13 protein-coding genes are annotated in these 15000 nt (G+C 66.4%); 3 read left to right on the plus strand and 10 right to left on the minus strand.

Annotation, left to right across the window (positions count from 1 at the left end; all coding sequences use genetic code 11):
- Window positions 1-65 precede the first annotated feature (65 nt).
- From ACWDRB_RS55365 to ACWDRB_RS55395, 7 genes are all read right to left on the minus strand, one after another.
- Entirely contained in the window at window positions 66-1091 is a 1026-nt protein-coding gene (locus ACWDRB_RS55365) for an NAD(P)-dependent alcohol dehydrogenase (protein WP_449908738.1), read from the minus strand.
- Window positions 1088-1798 carry a metal-sulfur cluster assembly factor gene (locus tag ACWDRB_RS55370; protein ID WP_449908740.1) on the minus strand — a complete coding sequence of 237 codons (711 nt, stop codon included), beginning with the start codon at window positions 1796-1798 and terminating at the stop codon, window positions 1088-1090. The genes ACWDRB_RS55365 and ACWDRB_RS55370 overlap by 4 nt, the downstream gene beginning before the upstream one ends.
- The gene (locus ACWDRB_RS55375; RefSeq protein WP_449908742.1) at window positions 1795-2847 is read right to left on the minus strand and encodes an amidohydrolase family protein; all 1053 of its coding nucleotides are present in this window, start codon (window positions 2845-2847) and stop codon (window positions 1795-1797) included. The genes ACWDRB_RS55370 and ACWDRB_RS55375 overlap by 4 nt, the downstream gene beginning before the upstream one ends.
- Window positions 2848-2916: 69 nt before the next feature.
- A complete protein-coding gene (gene mimD / locus ACWDRB_RS55380) occupies window positions 2917-3276 on the minus strand; it encodes a propane 2-monooxygenase effector subunit MimD (RefSeq protein ID WP_449908743.1) in 360 nt (119 codons plus the stop codon).
- Entirely contained in the window at window positions 3273-4379 is a 1107-nt protein-coding gene (locus ACWDRB_RS55385) for an aromatic/alkene monooxygenase hydroxylase subunit beta (protein WP_449908745.1), read from the minus strand. Before ACWDRB_RS55385 ends, mimD begins: the two co-directional genes overlap by 4 nt.
- A gap of 28 nt (window positions 4380-4407) precedes the next feature.
- On the minus strand, window positions 4408-5436 hold the full coding sequence (locus tag ACWDRB_RS55390; RefSeq protein ID WP_449908747.1) for an FAD-binding oxidoreductase: 1029 nt from the start codon (window positions 5434-5436) through the stop codon (window positions 4408-4410).
- A gap of 121 nt (window positions 5437-5557) precedes the next feature.
- Entirely contained in the window at window positions 5558-7207 is a 1650-nt protein-coding gene (locus tag ACWDRB_RS55395; RefSeq protein WP_449908749.1) for an aromatic/alkene/methane monooxygenase hydroxylase/oxygenase subunit alpha, read from the minus strand.
- A gap of 258 nt (window positions 7208-7465) precedes the next feature.
- On the opposite strand from ACWDRB_RS55395, the gene ACWDRB_RS55400 reads away from it, so the two are divergent.
- Window positions 7466-9301 carry a sigma-54-dependent Fis family transcriptional regulator gene (locus ACWDRB_RS55400; protein ID WP_449908752.1) on the plus strand — a complete coding sequence of 612 codons (1836 nt, stop codon included), beginning with the start codon at window positions 7466-7468 and terminating at the stop codon, window positions 9299-9301.
- 434 nt (window positions 9302-9735) lie between these two features.
- On the opposite strand, the gene ACWDRB_RS55405 is transcribed toward ACWDRB_RS55400, so the two are convergent.
- The 3 genes from ACWDRB_RS55405 to ACWDRB_RS55415 all read right to left on the minus strand — a co-directional run bounded on the left by ACWDRB_RS55405 (window position 9736) and on the right by ACWDRB_RS55415 (window position 12050).
- Window positions 9736-10335 (minus strand): reverse transcriptase domain-containing protein, encoded by a 600-nt coding sequence (locus tag ACWDRB_RS55405; protein ID WP_449908755.1) that lies wholly within the window; start codon window positions 10333-10335, stop codon window positions 9736-9738.
- 54 nt (window positions 10336-10389) lie between these two features.
- Window positions 10390-10779, minus strand: coding sequence for an integrase core domain-containing protein (locus ACWDRB_RS55410; protein WP_449908757.1), 390 nt, complete (start codon window positions 10777-10779; stop codon window positions 10390-10392).
- Between the two features lie 695 nt (window positions 10780-11474).
- On the minus strand, window positions 11475-12050 hold the full coding sequence (locus ACWDRB_RS55415) for a WHG domain-containing protein (RefSeq protein ID WP_449908759.1): 576 nt from the start codon (window positions 12048-12050) through the stop codon (window positions 11475-11477).
- A 68-nt stretch (window positions 12051-12118) separates the two neighbouring features.
- On the opposite strand from ACWDRB_RS55415, the gene ACWDRB_RS55420 reads away from it, so the two are divergent.
- Together ACWDRB_RS55420 and ACWDRB_RS55425 are read left to right on the plus strand one after the other, a co-directional pair.
- The gene (locus ACWDRB_RS55420; protein ID WP_449908762.1) at window positions 12119-13447 is read left to right on the plus strand and encodes an alpha/beta hydrolase; all 1329 of its coding nucleotides are present in this window, start codon (window positions 12119-12121) and stop codon (window positions 13445-13447) included.
- A gap of 296 nt (window positions 13448-13743) precedes the next feature.
- Complete coding sequence (locus ACWDRB_RS55425) at window positions 13744-14844, plus strand: NADH:flavin oxidoreductase/NADH oxidase (RefSeq protein ID WP_449908765.1); 1101 nt, start codon at window positions 13744-13746, stop codon at window positions 14842-14844.
- The last annotated feature ends 156 nt before the right edge of the window (window positions 14845-15000 follow it).

The raw sequence follows: 15000 nt of genomic DNA on the forward strand, positions 1-15000 counted from the left end.
TTGATCCGTCCTTGTCGGTATGGGATGCACTAGAGGGACGTCTGCATGGGGGGCGTGGCTGATGGCTAGGGGACGAGGATCGCCCTGCCGCGTACCCGCCCGTTGTCCAGATCGTCGAGCGCCCGCGCGAAGTCGGCCAGCGGGAAGGTGCTGGTGTGCAGCCGCACTTTGCCCTTGGCCGCGAGCACCATCAGCTCAACCAGGTCGTTGTACGAGCCGACGAGGTTGCCGATGAAGTTGATCTCAGTGGAGATGATGTCGATGGTGGGCACCCGGAGGACCCCGCCGTAGCCCACGACGTAGTAGTCACCGGCACGGCGCAGCATGCGCACCCCGTCCTCCAGCGCGCCTCCCTCGCCGACGAAGTCGATGACCGCCTCCGCGCCGTTTCCGCCGGTCAGGTCCAATACCGCATCGACCTGGCCGCCGTCGGCAGGCACTACGTGGTCGGCGCCGAGCTCCTTGGAGAGGGCCAGCGCGTCCGCGGACCGGTCGACGACGATCATCTCGGCCGAGGAGAGCGCCCGCAGGACCTGGACACCGATGTGGCCGAGACCGCCCGCGCCGATCACCACGGCCTTCTGTCCAGGACGGAGCTTCCGCGACGCCTTGCGTACCGCGTGGTAGGCGGTCAGCCCGGCGTCGGCGAGGGCCGCCACGTCGGCCGGTTCGAGGGAGTCGTCGAGCCGTACCACAGCCCGCGCGTTGGTCTTGAGCAGCTCGGCGTATCCGCCGTCGCCGTCGATACCGGGGAAGACGGAGTTCGCGCAGTGCACGTCGTCGCCGTCGCGACAGGCGCCGCACAGGCCGCAGGTGGCCAGCGGGTGCAGGATCACCTTGTCGCCGACCGCGACGTTGCTCACCGCACTGCCGACCTCGTGGACCCAGCCGGCGTTCTCGTGCCCGAGGGTGTACGGCAGAGCGACGCCGGACTTCTGCGCCCACTGACCCTCGATGATGTGCAGGTCGGTACGGCACACGCCCGCGCCACCGACCCGCACCACAACGTCGTACGGGTCGGTGACCTTCGGCTCCGGCACCTCGACGAGCTCCGGAGTCCGGTCGTACCTGGCAAGTTGAACCGCCTTCATCGGGTGCCGTCCTCTCCAACGAGATCTGGGTAGCGGGTACGGAGCAGGCCACGGCAGAAGCCGGAGTTGCCCTCGATGCTGACCCGTACCGCCTTGGCGAACCGCAGGTGCGCGGTGACCTTGTCGGCCGGGAGTGAGTGGCCGTCGTCGTCGACCAGGACGGGCTCGCCGGGGCCTGTGGGCAGGCCCAGCTCTCCGCGGCGGCGCAACAGGCTGGTGCGTTCCGGCGAGACGGGCAGGTCACTGAGGCGTGACCGGCTGAGTGCCTCGATCTGCCAGCCCGCGTCGATCAGCTTGCGGCAGGCGCGTTCCAGGCACGCCGCGTGCGCCTTGCGCTGGAACGTCCGCCGTAGCTCGGCCAGTTCCGCGTCGGCCTGCCCGGGGAAGGTGCCCGCGAAGCCGGCCCCCTCCGCGACTCCGGCATTGATCTCGTCCGCGGCGAAGTGGTCCTCCAGCCGGATGTCGACGGTGCGTACCCCCGGTACCTCGCTGACCGCGTCGCGCGCGTCGGCGACCATGAGGTAGGCGAAGTTGGGGGCGCAGAAGTACGTCGGCAGCCGGAGCCGGACGCGAGCCGCGGCGCCGGTGACGGCCGCTTCGAAGACGAAGCCGAGATCGGTGATCGGCTCGTCCAGCTCGGGGTCGCGTACGGTGCCCAGCGCCGACCACACCGCCGCGGGCAGCGAGGCTAGGTCGGTGGTGGTCATGCGGGCACCTGCGCTGGAGTCATGGGCGCCGAGCCGATCGCCGCATCGCTGTCGACGGGGGCCGCGTCGAGGCGCATGCTCTCGGGCACCTCGATGCCGTACAGCGAGGCGGCGTTCAGGCCGAGGATCTTGCGCTTGACCTCTGGGGTGAGCACGCCGTATTCCGGCTGCATGTCCTCGGGGATCTGGAAGTCCACGAACATCTCGACCAGCCACTTCGGGCTCCAGATCGCGTAGTCGCTGGCGAAGAGCAGCCGGTTCTCGTCCAGCCAGTAGAGAAGCTCACCGATGATCTGCGCGAAGTAGCGCGGTCGGGTGTGAATGAACGGCATGGCCACCGCGAGCCCCCCGTACACGTTCGGCTCCTGCGTGGCGATCCAGCAGAAATCCTCCAGCCGGGGCAGCCCGACGTGTTCCACGATGAACCGCAGGTTCGGGAAGGCGCTCGCGGCGTCGTCCACGTCGGCGACGTCGAAGGCGTCACGGTTCAGCGGGTAGATCGTGGGGCCCTTGTGCACGTGGATGTTGCGGATGCCGAGCTGTTCGCACTTCTCCAGGTAGCGGTAGGCCCACGGGTCCGACAGCTTCCAGCCCTTGGAGTCGCCCTTCCACTCGGCGGTGTAGAGCTTGACGCCCTGCAGGTTCCACCGCTGCGCGAGGGCCTCCAGCTTGTCGAGGCCGGCCTCGCCGTCGCGGGGGTCCCACGCGCCGTTGACGATGAACTTTCCGGGATTCCGCTCGGCGACCGCGCCGTCCTGTTCGGTGGTGTTGAAGCCGTTGATGTAGAAGTCCGTCAGATAGGTCGGCTGGAAGATCGCCTTGTCGACATAACCGGTCTCGAAGAGGTCGTGGATCATGTCCTCTTCGGAGTAGTTGCCGAACTTCTCCAGCGGCCACACCCAGCCCTCGGGGCTGAGGTTGCGGTGGTAGTCGTAGAAGCAGTCGGTGAAGCCCTTGCCGTACCGGTTCGCCTGATTGGCGGTGCCGCCGTCCCAGAAATGCACGTGCCCGTCAACGATGAAGTAGCTCTCGCCGTCCTTGTGGTACATGGCTCTTCCTTAGATCCGGAGATACAGGTGTCCGCCGGAGCGGGAGAGGCCCGCTCCGGCGGTTCGTGGTCAGGGTGACTCGACGGGCTTGAGGTCGAAGTCGATGTACTCGGCGGCGTCCTCGGGGTTGGCGAAGAGAATCGTCCGATCGTCGAAGTGGACCATCCGCCCGTAGTGGGTCGACATGATCTCCTCGAAGTCGCTCTGGTCGAACTCCGCGCCCAGCGCGTCGGTGATCTCCTCGAAGTCGAACTCCAGCTTGCGGACACCGTCCACGCGGATCATCGAGGGATACTCCGCGACCTCGACGCCCTCCTTGCCGCGCATGACCTCCGCGACGACGTACCCGTTCTGGTTGTTCATCAGGGTCACACCGCACTTGTTCGAGGAGGTGCGGTTGATCTGGCCGAACTGCTCCACGCTGGTCATTCGGACAGCTCCTTCGGCTCCGGCAGGTCGAGGTCGGCGAGTATGGCCCGGAGATTGCCCTTGGCCGCCTCAAGGGACGCCGCGAAGGTGATCGTCCTCTCCTGGGGCTGCGACCAGATCGGCTGCAGGTCCCTGGCCGCGCTCAGGCTGAGCGGCACCCACCTGCTGAGCCACGTGCCGAGCAGGGCCTTGTTCTGCTCGCCGTGCACGGCGTCACGCACCAGCAGGGTGAACAGCGCCCGGGTGTATTTCAGGTCCCGGTCGTAGTCGCTCTCGCCGGCGCCGACGACCGAGGGCGTTACGTAGTCTCCGTTGCGGGCGGCTATCTGCATCACCAGGTGGCTGCGGAACAACGCCCCCACCAGCGACTCATAGACGACGTTGGTGGCGAAAAGCGCTTCACCCCAGTCCCCCGCGGCGGTGAGCAGTTCGACGTTCTTACGCACGCCCTGCCAGACCGGGTCCTCTTGCCACACCTCGCGATGCACCGACCCGTCGAACCTGAGGTCGGACTCGCTCAGGTCGAGGTTGTAGAGCGCCAGATCCTGGGCGAACCTCAGCTTGTGCACGCTGTTGACCGCGATGGCGTTGTTAATCATGTTCGTCGGGGCGGAGCGCTGCGCGGCTACGAATACGTGCAGCCCGAGACCGTGCTCAGCATGCATCCAAGCGCCGAGGTTCCGTTCGACGAACTTGATCCAGCTGCGTGACCAGTTCGCGTAGGCGTTCGCGAGCTTCGCGTTGGCGAGATTCTGGGAGATCTGGCGGACGACGTTGGCGTTCATCCGGTAGATCGTCTGCTCCCACTCCTCGTTGGGATCCCTGAACCGATGCCAGTCGGACGATTTCAGCTCGGTCCAGTCCTTCGGGTAGCCGCCGGGGCCCGACGCGAAACCATAGATCCAACCCTGCGTAAGGTGCCGATCCGGGTCCGGCTGCACGTCGAAGGTGACGTCCTCGTATGTCGTCGCGCGCAGTTTCGCGGGTTTGAAGTAGTTGAAGGTCCGGCTGGTGGAGCTTGGGAAATCCAGCGCCCCTGCTTCAGCGTCGGTGAATTCGGGCTTGGGGAAGCTTCGCTCCTTGCCCTTGGTCGGAGTCGCCATATGGCTTTCCTCTCGTGAATCGCCGGGCTCACCCGGAGGCCGAGGTCGTGAACTTGTCGAAATAGATCTGGTCGGCCGGCACTCCACGGCTCTCCAGTAGCGCGATGGCGGCGTCGATCATCGGCGGCGGGCCGCAGAGGTAGACGTCCTTGCCTGCCAGGTCGCTTTCCCGCCGGTCGAGTACCTCGGTTACCAGGCCGGTCTCGGTCCAGCCTTCCGGCCAGCTCTCGGACAGGCATGGGACGAACTGGAAATCGGGCAGCCGCGACTCCAGCGTCCTGAGCTCGTCCAGATAGAACAGGTCCTTCGCCGTACGGGCACCGTAGTAATAGGTGACCGGGCGCCCGTTACCGGTCTCCAGCATGTGCCGGAGCAGGCACAGGATCGGCGCCATCCCGGCGCCGCCGCCGATGAAGACGAGATTACGCTCTGATTTCTCCCGGAGAGTGAAGGAGCCGAACGGCCCTCGGATCAAGAGTTCGTCGCCCTCGTTGATCCCGTTCTCCAGGAGGCCGGAGAACTTCCCTCCCGCGTACCGCTTGATGATGAATTCCAGCGCGTTCCCGGCCAAGGGTGTGGTGGCCATCGAGAAGGAGCGGTGCTCGTCCAGGCCGGGAATGGTGATGTCCACGTACTGGCCCGCATGGAAATCGAGTGCCGTCGGTTCCACAAGTTCCAGTCGCAGCAGGGTGATGTCGTGGGTGAGCGCGTTGATGGCGGTCACCTTCGTACGAGCGTCCACGATCGGCTTGGCCGAACGCAGGATCTCCTCGTCGTAATTGATCAGCTCGACCTGGAGATCACTGTAGGCATGTCCCTTGCACAGCAGGACGTATCCCTCTTCGCTCTCGTAGTCGGCGAGCGCGAAGGTTGAGTAGCGGTCCATCTGCACGTCGCCCTCGATGAGGAACGACTTGCAGGCGGCACACTGTCCCTCCCTGCATCCGTGCATCAGCGTGACGCCCTGGCGGAACGCGGCGTCGAGGATCGTCTCGTCCTCGTCGACCTCGATCTCCAGGTCGACCGGGTCGAAGCGGACACGATGTTTGTCGCCCATGAGGGTCACTCCTCGGCCTGGCCGGCGGTCAGTAACGGCGATGTCGGAGGTGCCGCCAGTGACGACACCTGATCAGTGGCGGGATGATGGGGATGCCGCCAGTGACGGCACTTCCGACCGGTCAGAGCGCGGCGGCGGGGCGACCGCCTGGGCCACCCGCCTTGTACGCGGCGACCATGGCCTCCCTGTCGGCGTCAGAGGCCTGGTTGAGCAGCACGTTCGGGCTGGCGAACTGGATGCCCCTGACGTCGTCGAGCTTCCAGAGCTTCTTCGGGTCGTCGAGGTCCAGGTGTGGCTGCGGGATCAAGGTCTGCCCGTCGTCCCGCACGTACCCCAGCTCCTGGATGATCTCCGCCAGATCCCTGCCGTGGTAGAGCGTCTCCCACTCGCGCTTACCGGTGAGCCGGCCCATGTTCGGCGTCGGGCGGCCCTCGTACTCAGGTCTGAAGGCGGTGGTGTCGGTCCACGCGCAGGTCTCCGAGCAGTACGTCCGCCACTGGCCGTCGACCTTGTCCGTCACCATGTCCTCGCGGATCACGCAGGGGACCATGCAGGTCCAGCAACGATGCGGGTACTGGTAGTCGACGTTCTCGAAGGCGATGGGCTTGTTCTTGCCGGGGTACCGCAGGCGGTTGTAGTTCTCCCACCACTTGCCGTACTTGTTGTACCAACCCGGGTACTTCTCCTCGAACCACTCGAAGTCCTGATCGGTCATCGGGTCGATCCGCCAGTAGTTCACCGGCCAGCCGGTGGCGAAAAACTGCGCGACCTCGTGCACGTACCCCTTGTTGTAGATCCGGTTCCACGCCTCTTCCACGAGGTCGTGCGGGATCTTCAGGCCGTACTTCTCCAGCGGGATCAAATAGCTGCGGTAGTAGTCGTCGTAGATCCACCGGCGCCACATCTCCGCGTAGCTGTCGCGGTCTTTACGGCGGTCCTTCGTGCCGTACTCGATGAAGGTGCCGATGGCGGCATCGACCACGCAGTGGTTGTTCCACCAGGCGTATCGCAGGTCGCGTTCGAGAAGCAGCCGGTTGTCCTCATCGGCGAGCGCCATCAGCAGGATCGAGTACCCGTTGCTGATATGGCGCGACTCATCAGACTGCACCGAGTGGAACACCGTCGGCAGCAGATAGTCGCCGTTGGCGGCGGCCTCGGACGGCATCGCCACGAACAACGTGTTCGTGAACGCGGTCTCGGCGACCACAGTCAGGTAGACGTTGGCCGCGGTGATCGCGTCGCCGGTGATGAAGCCCTCGCCGAACTGGCGGCCGATGGTGCCCGCGTAGTTGTTGGAGAACGCCTTCTCGGTGATGTCGAACCCCGCAGGGTCGATGTAGTGGTTCATGTAGAGGCGTTTGAGGTTCATCTGGATCGTGGAGTGACGGACCTCGTCGATCATCTGCACGGCCAGACCGTTGTGGATCTCCGGGTTGGGCACCGCATCGATGGCCATCGGCATGGCCCGCGCGGCGGAGATCTCAGGGAACGGGATGATGGAGAGGAACAACTTCTGCCACTCCATCCACCGCTCCTGCACCTGGCGGAACATGTTCCCCCGGATGGCCCCGTCCATCGCGCCGAAGACGCGGTTGTCCTTCTCCTCCTCCATCGGGAAGTAGGAGCGGAGGATCTGCTTCAGCGGGTCCTTCTTCGGCGACTTGTCGAACTTGTAGTCCGTACCGAACCTCGTCGCCGGCGTCGCGAACGTCGGTTCCCAGGACAGCTCAGTGATCTTCTTGTGCGCCTTGCTGAGACTCTGTCGGCTCACGTCTGCCTCCTCGATCGTGCTGCGTGCTCGAATTCCTCGTGGTCTGATGGGGCGGAGATTGTCGAACGGTCATTGCCGGCGGTTGTTTCGGACTCGTTACGCGCCCAGTGCCCTGCATCACACATCGCCAGAGAAGGGAAATCGGTCTCAACTTGAGACGCCGCTGTCGAGAACCAGCCGTAATCTTGTGGTTACAGCGGGAAGGCGGCTGTGTTACGGCGCCCAATCGAGCGAACGGCTACCTGCGGTGGAGGTCACATGACCGAAAGCTGGTCCGGATCGGCCAACCGTAACGACAGGTTGGCGGCGGCACGCGAGCGCTTCCTCACCTCCGAGGAGGTGGAGCTCGGCGCCGTCCGTGAGGCGATCCTCACCTCGTGGCTGCGATCTCGCACCTGGAACGTCAGCGCGGACCACATCGCGCTGCCGTACATCAAGGATCCGAACTTGGAGTCGCTTCTCGTGCAGACCGCCGCGCCGATCCTCGCTCAACTGCGCGAGGAGTTGTACAACGAGCCGGTGAGCATCATCCTCACCGACCCCAACGGCGTCGTGCTGCAGCGGCTCACCGGCGACCCGGCCCTGGAGAGATACCTCGACCAGGTGCAATTGGCGCCAGGGTTCAGCTACTCAGAGCAGTTCGTCGGGACGAACGGCATCGGCAGCGCGCTGGAGAACCGCCAGCCGTTCCACGTCTTCGGCCACGAGCACTACGCCGAGAACCTGGAGACCCTCGCCTGCGCCGGCGTGCCGATCTGCCACCCGACCGCGGGCAATGTCCTCGGCCTGCTCGACCTCACGTGCTGGACTCGCGACGCCGGGCCGTTGTTGCTGTCGCTCGCCAAGGCGACCACGCAGAGCATCGAGAAGACCTTGCTCAAACAGACCGGGCTGCGGGAGCTCGCGCTGTTCCGCGAATATCTACGGACCTGCCAGCGGACCAGCGGACCCGTACTCGCTGTCAACAACGACGTCGCGATGATGAACGACCGCGCCCGCCAATTACTGGAGCCGGGTGACCAGACCGTGCTCCTCGGGCACGCGGCCGACGCCGCCAGCCTGGGCAAACGCACCTCGCTGGAGATCGAGCTGCCCAGCGGAGTCGAGGCCCGGGTCTCGTGCAAACCTGTATGGAGCGAGACAGGCCTCGCGGGCGGTGTGGTGTACGTCCAGCTCAACGATGTCGTGCCACACGTCATGCGCAAGCCGGCGTCCCGATCAAATGTCGCACTACCCGGCATCGTAGGTTCTGCCGCGCTGTGGAAACGGTGCTGCCGAGACATGAACGGGCACTACCGGTCCGGCGACTGGCTCGCAGTGGAAGGCGAATCGGGGGTCGGCAAGCTCGCCCTGCTGCACGCGGTCCACCGGCGACATCGTCCGTCGGCGCACTTCCGAGTGATGGACGCCGCCGACTGCGTCAACGTCAACGCCTGGACCCAGGTGATCCGCCAGGAACTTGAGGCAGGAGAAGGCGCGCTCGTGCTTCGCCACATCGACCAGCTCGACCGGTCGCAGCTGCGGACGCTGGCCGACGTGCTTGCGGAGTCGCTGGAGGCGATCCCCGACACCGCCCCGCTGCCCTGGACGGCGGTGACGGTACGCAGCCTCACCGAGGCCGGCGAAGAACTGGCCCGCGTGCTCAGCTACTTCCCTCGCTCGCTCAGCGTTCCCCCGCTACGCCATCACATCGACGACATTCCCGAGCTGGTCCCCTTCCTCCTGGCCAAGCTGACGCGGGGCGGTGAGCTGACCTGCTCGTCCGAAGCGACGCAGTTGCTCATGCGCAACACGTGGCCGGGGAACGTGGCCCAACTCCAACGCGTACTGTCGAGCGTCGCCCAGCGCCAGCGGTCCGGCGTGATCAGGTCCAGCGACCTGCCGCCGGAATGCCGGGCGGTGAGCCGCCGTGTGCTCACCCCGCTAGAGTCGATGGAGCGAGACGCGATCGTCCGAAGCCTCCTGGACTCGGCCGACGACAAGACGCAGGCGGCCCAGGCGCTCGGCATGTCCAGGGCAACGATCTATAGGAAGATCCGCGAGTACGGCATTGACGTCGCCACCCTCCCAAAAATAATGGGGCCTGTCCGGTAGTGGTGTGTGGTAAACGGCTCTGTCGCAGAAAACCGTACAGTCCTGCGGTCAGAAGTTCTCGGCGGCAGGACTGTATCCACCGCTGTCGCGGTAGGGACCGCCCTTCAGGGCGGCCCCCCGCACAGATCCCAGCGTGCGGAACTACCGCACTGGGCTCCTGCCTTGGGTTCTGGCAGCCAGGCGCACCTCCGGGTAGGGATGCATGATTCGGGCCTTAGGTATCCATCGAGTGACGTACCGGTTCATCCGTTCCCAGGTCATCCGGTTTCGCTGGCTTCGACGCCGCAGCGTCTTGTGCCAGAGCCGGGTCACCTGGTGACGAAAGGTCGATACTGCGTCAGAGTTGCCCGGCACGGCGTAGTAGGCCATGTGCCCTCGTAGCACGTTGGCCAGCCACCGCCCCTGTTCCGGTACGGGGTTCGTGCCGGCGGCGCTTAAGCTGCTCGTTGATCTCTTTCAGCTTCGCCCGCGCCCGCTTTGCGATCGTGATGCGCCTGATCCAAGACGTGGTGCAGGTAAACGTTCGCCAGCAACGGGGACACCGATGCCCCTTGCGGCGAGCCTCCCTCACACGCTGTCCACTCCCCGTCCTCGATGACTCCAACGGTCAACCATTTCTGAATCAACCGCAGGACCCGTTTGTCCGCGATCCGGTGCTCCAGGAACTTCCGCAGCCAGGCATGATCAAGCTGGCCGAAAAAATCGCGGATATCCGCATCGAGCACCCAGCTCACCGGCCGCCGATAGAGCCCGACCGACAGCGCGTCCGACGCGTCATGCGGGCCGCGACCTGGTCGGAACCCATACGAGAAGCCCCGGAAATCCACCTCGTAGACGGCGTTTAGGACCACGACAACCGCCCGCTGGACGATCTTGTCCTCCAGCGCGGCAATCCCCAGCGGCCGCTGACGTCCATCCGCCTTCGGGATGTACGCCCGCCGACTTGGCAGAGCCCGGTAGCGCCCCGACTGCACTCTGACATGCAGGTCCTGAAGATTGACCTCCAGGTCCAGCCCGTAGTCAGACCACGTCACCCCTGTCCGGTGCCAAACCTCGCTCGTAGCGCTGGCCTGCGGTTTCGTGCGTCGTCAAGCGGCTCTGCGATACTCGTGGATCAGGCCGCAGACGGCGCTTCCTCTCTCTATTCGAGCCGTGAGCTCGACCACCTCGGCTGGATCGTGAAGGGGTTGGCGTAGTGACAGTGCCTGATGCGGACGATGATCGTTGTAGAGGCGCTCGTACTCTGCCAGGACCTGCCGAAGGTGCCCCTCACCAAGGACCAGAAGGTGATCGAGGAATTCGCGCCGGAGCGTGCCGACGAACCGCTCGGCGAACGCATTCGCCCGCGGCGAGCGCGGCGGAATCTTGAGGACGTGCACATCCGCGCCGGCAAGCACCTCGTCAAATCCTCTGCCGAACTTGCCATCCCTGTCCCGGATCAGGAACCGGAACCCGTCGGCTCGCTCGCCCAGTTCCATCACCAGATTGCGCGACGTGGAGAAAGTCGCATGCCAGGATTCCGGAGGCTTGGGAGCTGAGGAACTGGCGCCAGGTCGGTGAAGCCCGGTACGGCGCGGGCCCAAAACCCGCCGCCGCCAGGACCCGGCGGACCGTCCCCTCCCCCACCCGGTATCCAAGACCGACGAGTTCGCCCTGGATGCGGGGGAGCTTCGAGCAGCGGCTGGACCGCAGGGCGCCCTCGGCGGAGACGGTGGAGTTCCTCGAGGGGGCGACCTCCGGCCCTCCCCAAGTCGGCAGGAAGGAGTAGGTGTGGGAGGTGCGGGTGTCGATTAATCATCCGGCCAGGTCAGGCGGCACGTCGACACTCCTTCAGCACGCCACCGAGTCGATCATGTCGAGCGGTGCGGTTCGAGCCCGCTCTGCTCGCCTGCTGCGCCGTACGGACGGAACGCTCCCTCATGATGAACAGGCTCGGACGCCGTAGCAGGCGGCCACGGATGGGCGCTAGCTGCCGGCGTTGTCGATCGTCCGAAGAGTGACGCTTCTCCATGCCCCAGTTCCAAGCGTTGTGCCGGTCGGCGTTGACCACCCATGAGCCGCAGTCCTCACATTCGTAGCCGAGCGCCTCGAGCCGTCCCCGCCGCGCGACGTCCGCGTAGCTCCGTCAGGCGAGGGACAGTCTGAGAGCGCTGCGTAGACTGACGCTGCGAAGTCAAGCCGCCCAGCCACGCAGCGCGGCGGGGATCGTCGAGCGGAACGTGGCCTCGGCCGTGGCGGTGTCGAGGGCCCCGGCCAATTCGAGAGTCACCAGCCCGTGCAGGGTCACCCAGAGCGAGAGCGCGATGGAGGTCGCGTCCCCCGAGAGCGCGGAGGCCGACAGAGCGCGGTCTATCGCCTCGATGAGCGGCCTGACGGGATCTGCGGCACCCACGTCGCCGGACGGGTGGAAGCTCTGCACGCCGCCGAACAACACCATGTAGAGGTGGCGGTGCTCGCGTCCCCACCGCCGGTACGCGACCGCGAGCTCGTAGAGGTCGGCGAGGGGGTCATCGGAGGCCGCCACCGCCAACAGTTCCTGGGACAGCCCGGCGACCGCTCTGTCGCGCACTTCGGCGATCACCCCGTCCTTGCCGTCGAACAGCGAGTAGACGGCGGCGGTCGCGGTCCCTGCGGCGGCGGCCAGGGCGCGGATGGTGATCGACTCCCGTGGACGGGTCGCGAACATCTCGGTCGCGGACTCGATGAGGCGGTCCTTCACGGTGTCGTCGTTCGTTCTCGGCCTTCCCACGACGACCAGCCTAGCCGAGCTGGTAGCGTTTCCAAACGTCGTTTTGAAACAACGTTTGGAAACCGTCGATGCCACTCACCGTTCCCCTCCGCCTCATCGGCCGTCTGATCCTCGCCGTGCTCGCCGTCGTGGGGCTGGCCGGGTTGTTCCTCACCCTCATCGTTCTGACGGACGGCGCCCGCTCGGGGATCGCCGCCTGGCTGACCACCCTCGGCGCCGGAGTCATCGCCGCACTGTGGCGAGGCCGCGGCCGCACCTGGCCGGGCCGGCTGTGGCCCTTCGCGCCGGTGATCGTCGCCGCCGCGCTCACGGCGTCGGTCTGCGTCCCCACCACCCCCACGACCCGGCAGTATCCGCCCGACCTGCCATTCGTCGCGACGAAACACTGGAGCCTGAGCACGGGAAGCCGGGTCGCCGTTTACCACTATCCCCCCGCCTCCGGCGCCCCCCGGCGCCCCACGCCGCTCGTGTACCTCCACGGAGGGCCCGTCCGTGGCATCGCCGTGCTTGACCACCGGTTCCTTCGGCTCCTGGCCGGACAGGGCTACGACGTGTACGCCTACGAGCAGCCCGGCGGCGGACGGAGCGACCTGCTGCCCATGGAGCAGTACACGATCTCCAGGTCCGTACGTGACCTCGCCGCCTTCATCGATCGCCTGGACAAGGGCCCGGTCGACGTCCTCGGATTCTCCGCGGGCGCGGTCGTGCTCACCCGGGCCCTGGCCACCCCGGACGTCGCCGTCCACGTGCACCGGGCGATCATCGCCGAGCCCGGCCCCATGGACGGTCCCACCGCGCTGATCAGCGGGCAACAGGGACGACCGTCCGCGCGCGGCCTCGTACCGGCCCCGACCGGACCGCGGGCGACGCGCGTCCCCCGGTACGCCGTCGCGCTCGGCCTCATCCAACTCGGGCTCCTCCCGCCCGACACCGGCCTGATCACGCAGGCCGAAGGCATCACCGCCTTCAAGGCCGCCGACCTCGGCAGCGACACCGCCTCCGCCTACTGCGCGCAGGACGCCGGCCGCATCCCTGCCGAGGACACCGCGGAGAACTTCTCCTTCAGCGTTGCCGCGAGCCTCCGCATCATGCAGACGATCAAGGACTCGCCTTCCATCGCCTCCGAGCTGAAACGCTCCCGCACCCCCGCGATGCTGATGATCGCCGAATGCTCGTCACAGGTACGCCAATGGGAGACCGCCATCCTCGCCGCCGACCCCGCCATCGAACGAACCCAATACATGCCCGGTGTCGGACACCATATGTGGAACGGCCTCGACGACAACAACGAGCGCGCCGCCGCCGTCATCACGGCGTTCCTCCAGGCCGAACCGTCGCCCCTGCGGAACTACCCGACCCGCGCCGACATCTCCGCCTTCCTCCGCGACCACAGCTGAGGTCCACAGCGGGCCGACCTGGACCTCAGCGCCGCCACCGACCGTGAAGCCGCGCCGGGCCGCCCACCTCTGGAGCCTTCGCAGCGCTGCCGAGCGACAGCCGCTCGGCCACATCCAGCCGTACCTCGCCGTGGAGCTCCTGGGGTTCCTTACGAGCTATGCTTGCGTACGCTGGTTACCGACAGGAATAAATAGCAAGCGTATGCAATTATTGTGAGTGTTCTGTATATTGCCGCGCGGGCGACGCGCCTCTCGCCTGGCGGCCGACCCTTCAGGCGCGTATCAGGAGTTTCGGCATGGCCTCTCTGTTCACCCCGGTCACCCTCAGATCGCTGACCGTCCCCAACCGGATCTGGATGGCAGCGATGTGCCAGTACAGCGCGGAGCCGCAGGGTGAAGCGGTGGGCGCCCCGACAGACTGGCACTTCGCCCACCTCGCCGCACGCGCCTCCGGGGGCACCGGCCTGATCGTCACCGAGGCCACCGCGGTCAGCCCCGAGGGCCGGATCTCCCCGTATGACCTCGGCATCTGGAACGACACTCAGGTAGCCGCGTTCCGGCGCATCACGGCGTTCCTGAAGTCGCAGGGCACTGTCCCCGCCATCCAGCTCGCCCACGCCGGGCGCAAGGCGTCCACCGAGCGCACCTGGGTCGACGGCGGGCGCCAGATCACCCCGGACGAGCCGTACGGCTGGACTCCGCTGGGCCCCAGCGCGACCTCCTTCGCTCCCGCGTCGACGACGCCCGAGGAACTCACCGCGGACCACATCCGTGCAGTCGTCCAGGAGTTCGCCGCCGCCGCCCGGCGCGCGCTCGAGGCCGGATTCGAGGTCGTCGAGATCCATGGAGCCCACGGTTACCTGATCCACCAGTTCCTCTCCCCGCACAGCAATCACCGCACCGACGAGTACGGCGGCTCGTTCGAGGGTCGGACCCGCTTCGCCTTGGAGGTCGTCGACGCCGTACGCGCGGTGTGGCCCGAGGAGCTGCCGGTCTTCTTCCGCGTCTCCGCCACCGACTGGCTCACCGAGAACCCCGAGGATGACCGTGACGGCTGGACCGCGGCCGACACCGTCCGTTTCGCCAAGGAACTCCACGCCCGCGGCGTGGACCTGATGGACGTCTCCACCGGCGGCAACGCCCCCGGCGCCAAGATCGTGACAGGCCCCCATTACCAGGTGCCCTTCGCCGAGCAGGTCCGCAACGAAGCCGGCATGCCCACCGCGGCCGTCGGCATGATCACCGAGCCTGCCCACGCCCAGCAGATCATCACCTCGGGCCAGGCGGACGCCGTCCTGCTGGGCCGCGAACTCCTGCGCAACCCCTACTGGGCCCGTCGGGCCGCAGAGGAACTCGGGGGCCAGGTCGCCGCCCCCGTCCAGTACCACCGTGCTTGACCGCCCCACGGACGGAGCAATCCTCTGGATCGTCAGACGCAAGCTGAAGAAGATCCAGTATCGGCTCCACCTGCTGACCGGATGCCCGGCCCGGACCGGCCTCGCTCTCGATACCACGGTGCGAATTCAACCTGTGTGGCTATCACCTCGTACACC

The organism is Nonomuraea sp. NPDC003707 (assembly GCF_053587055.1).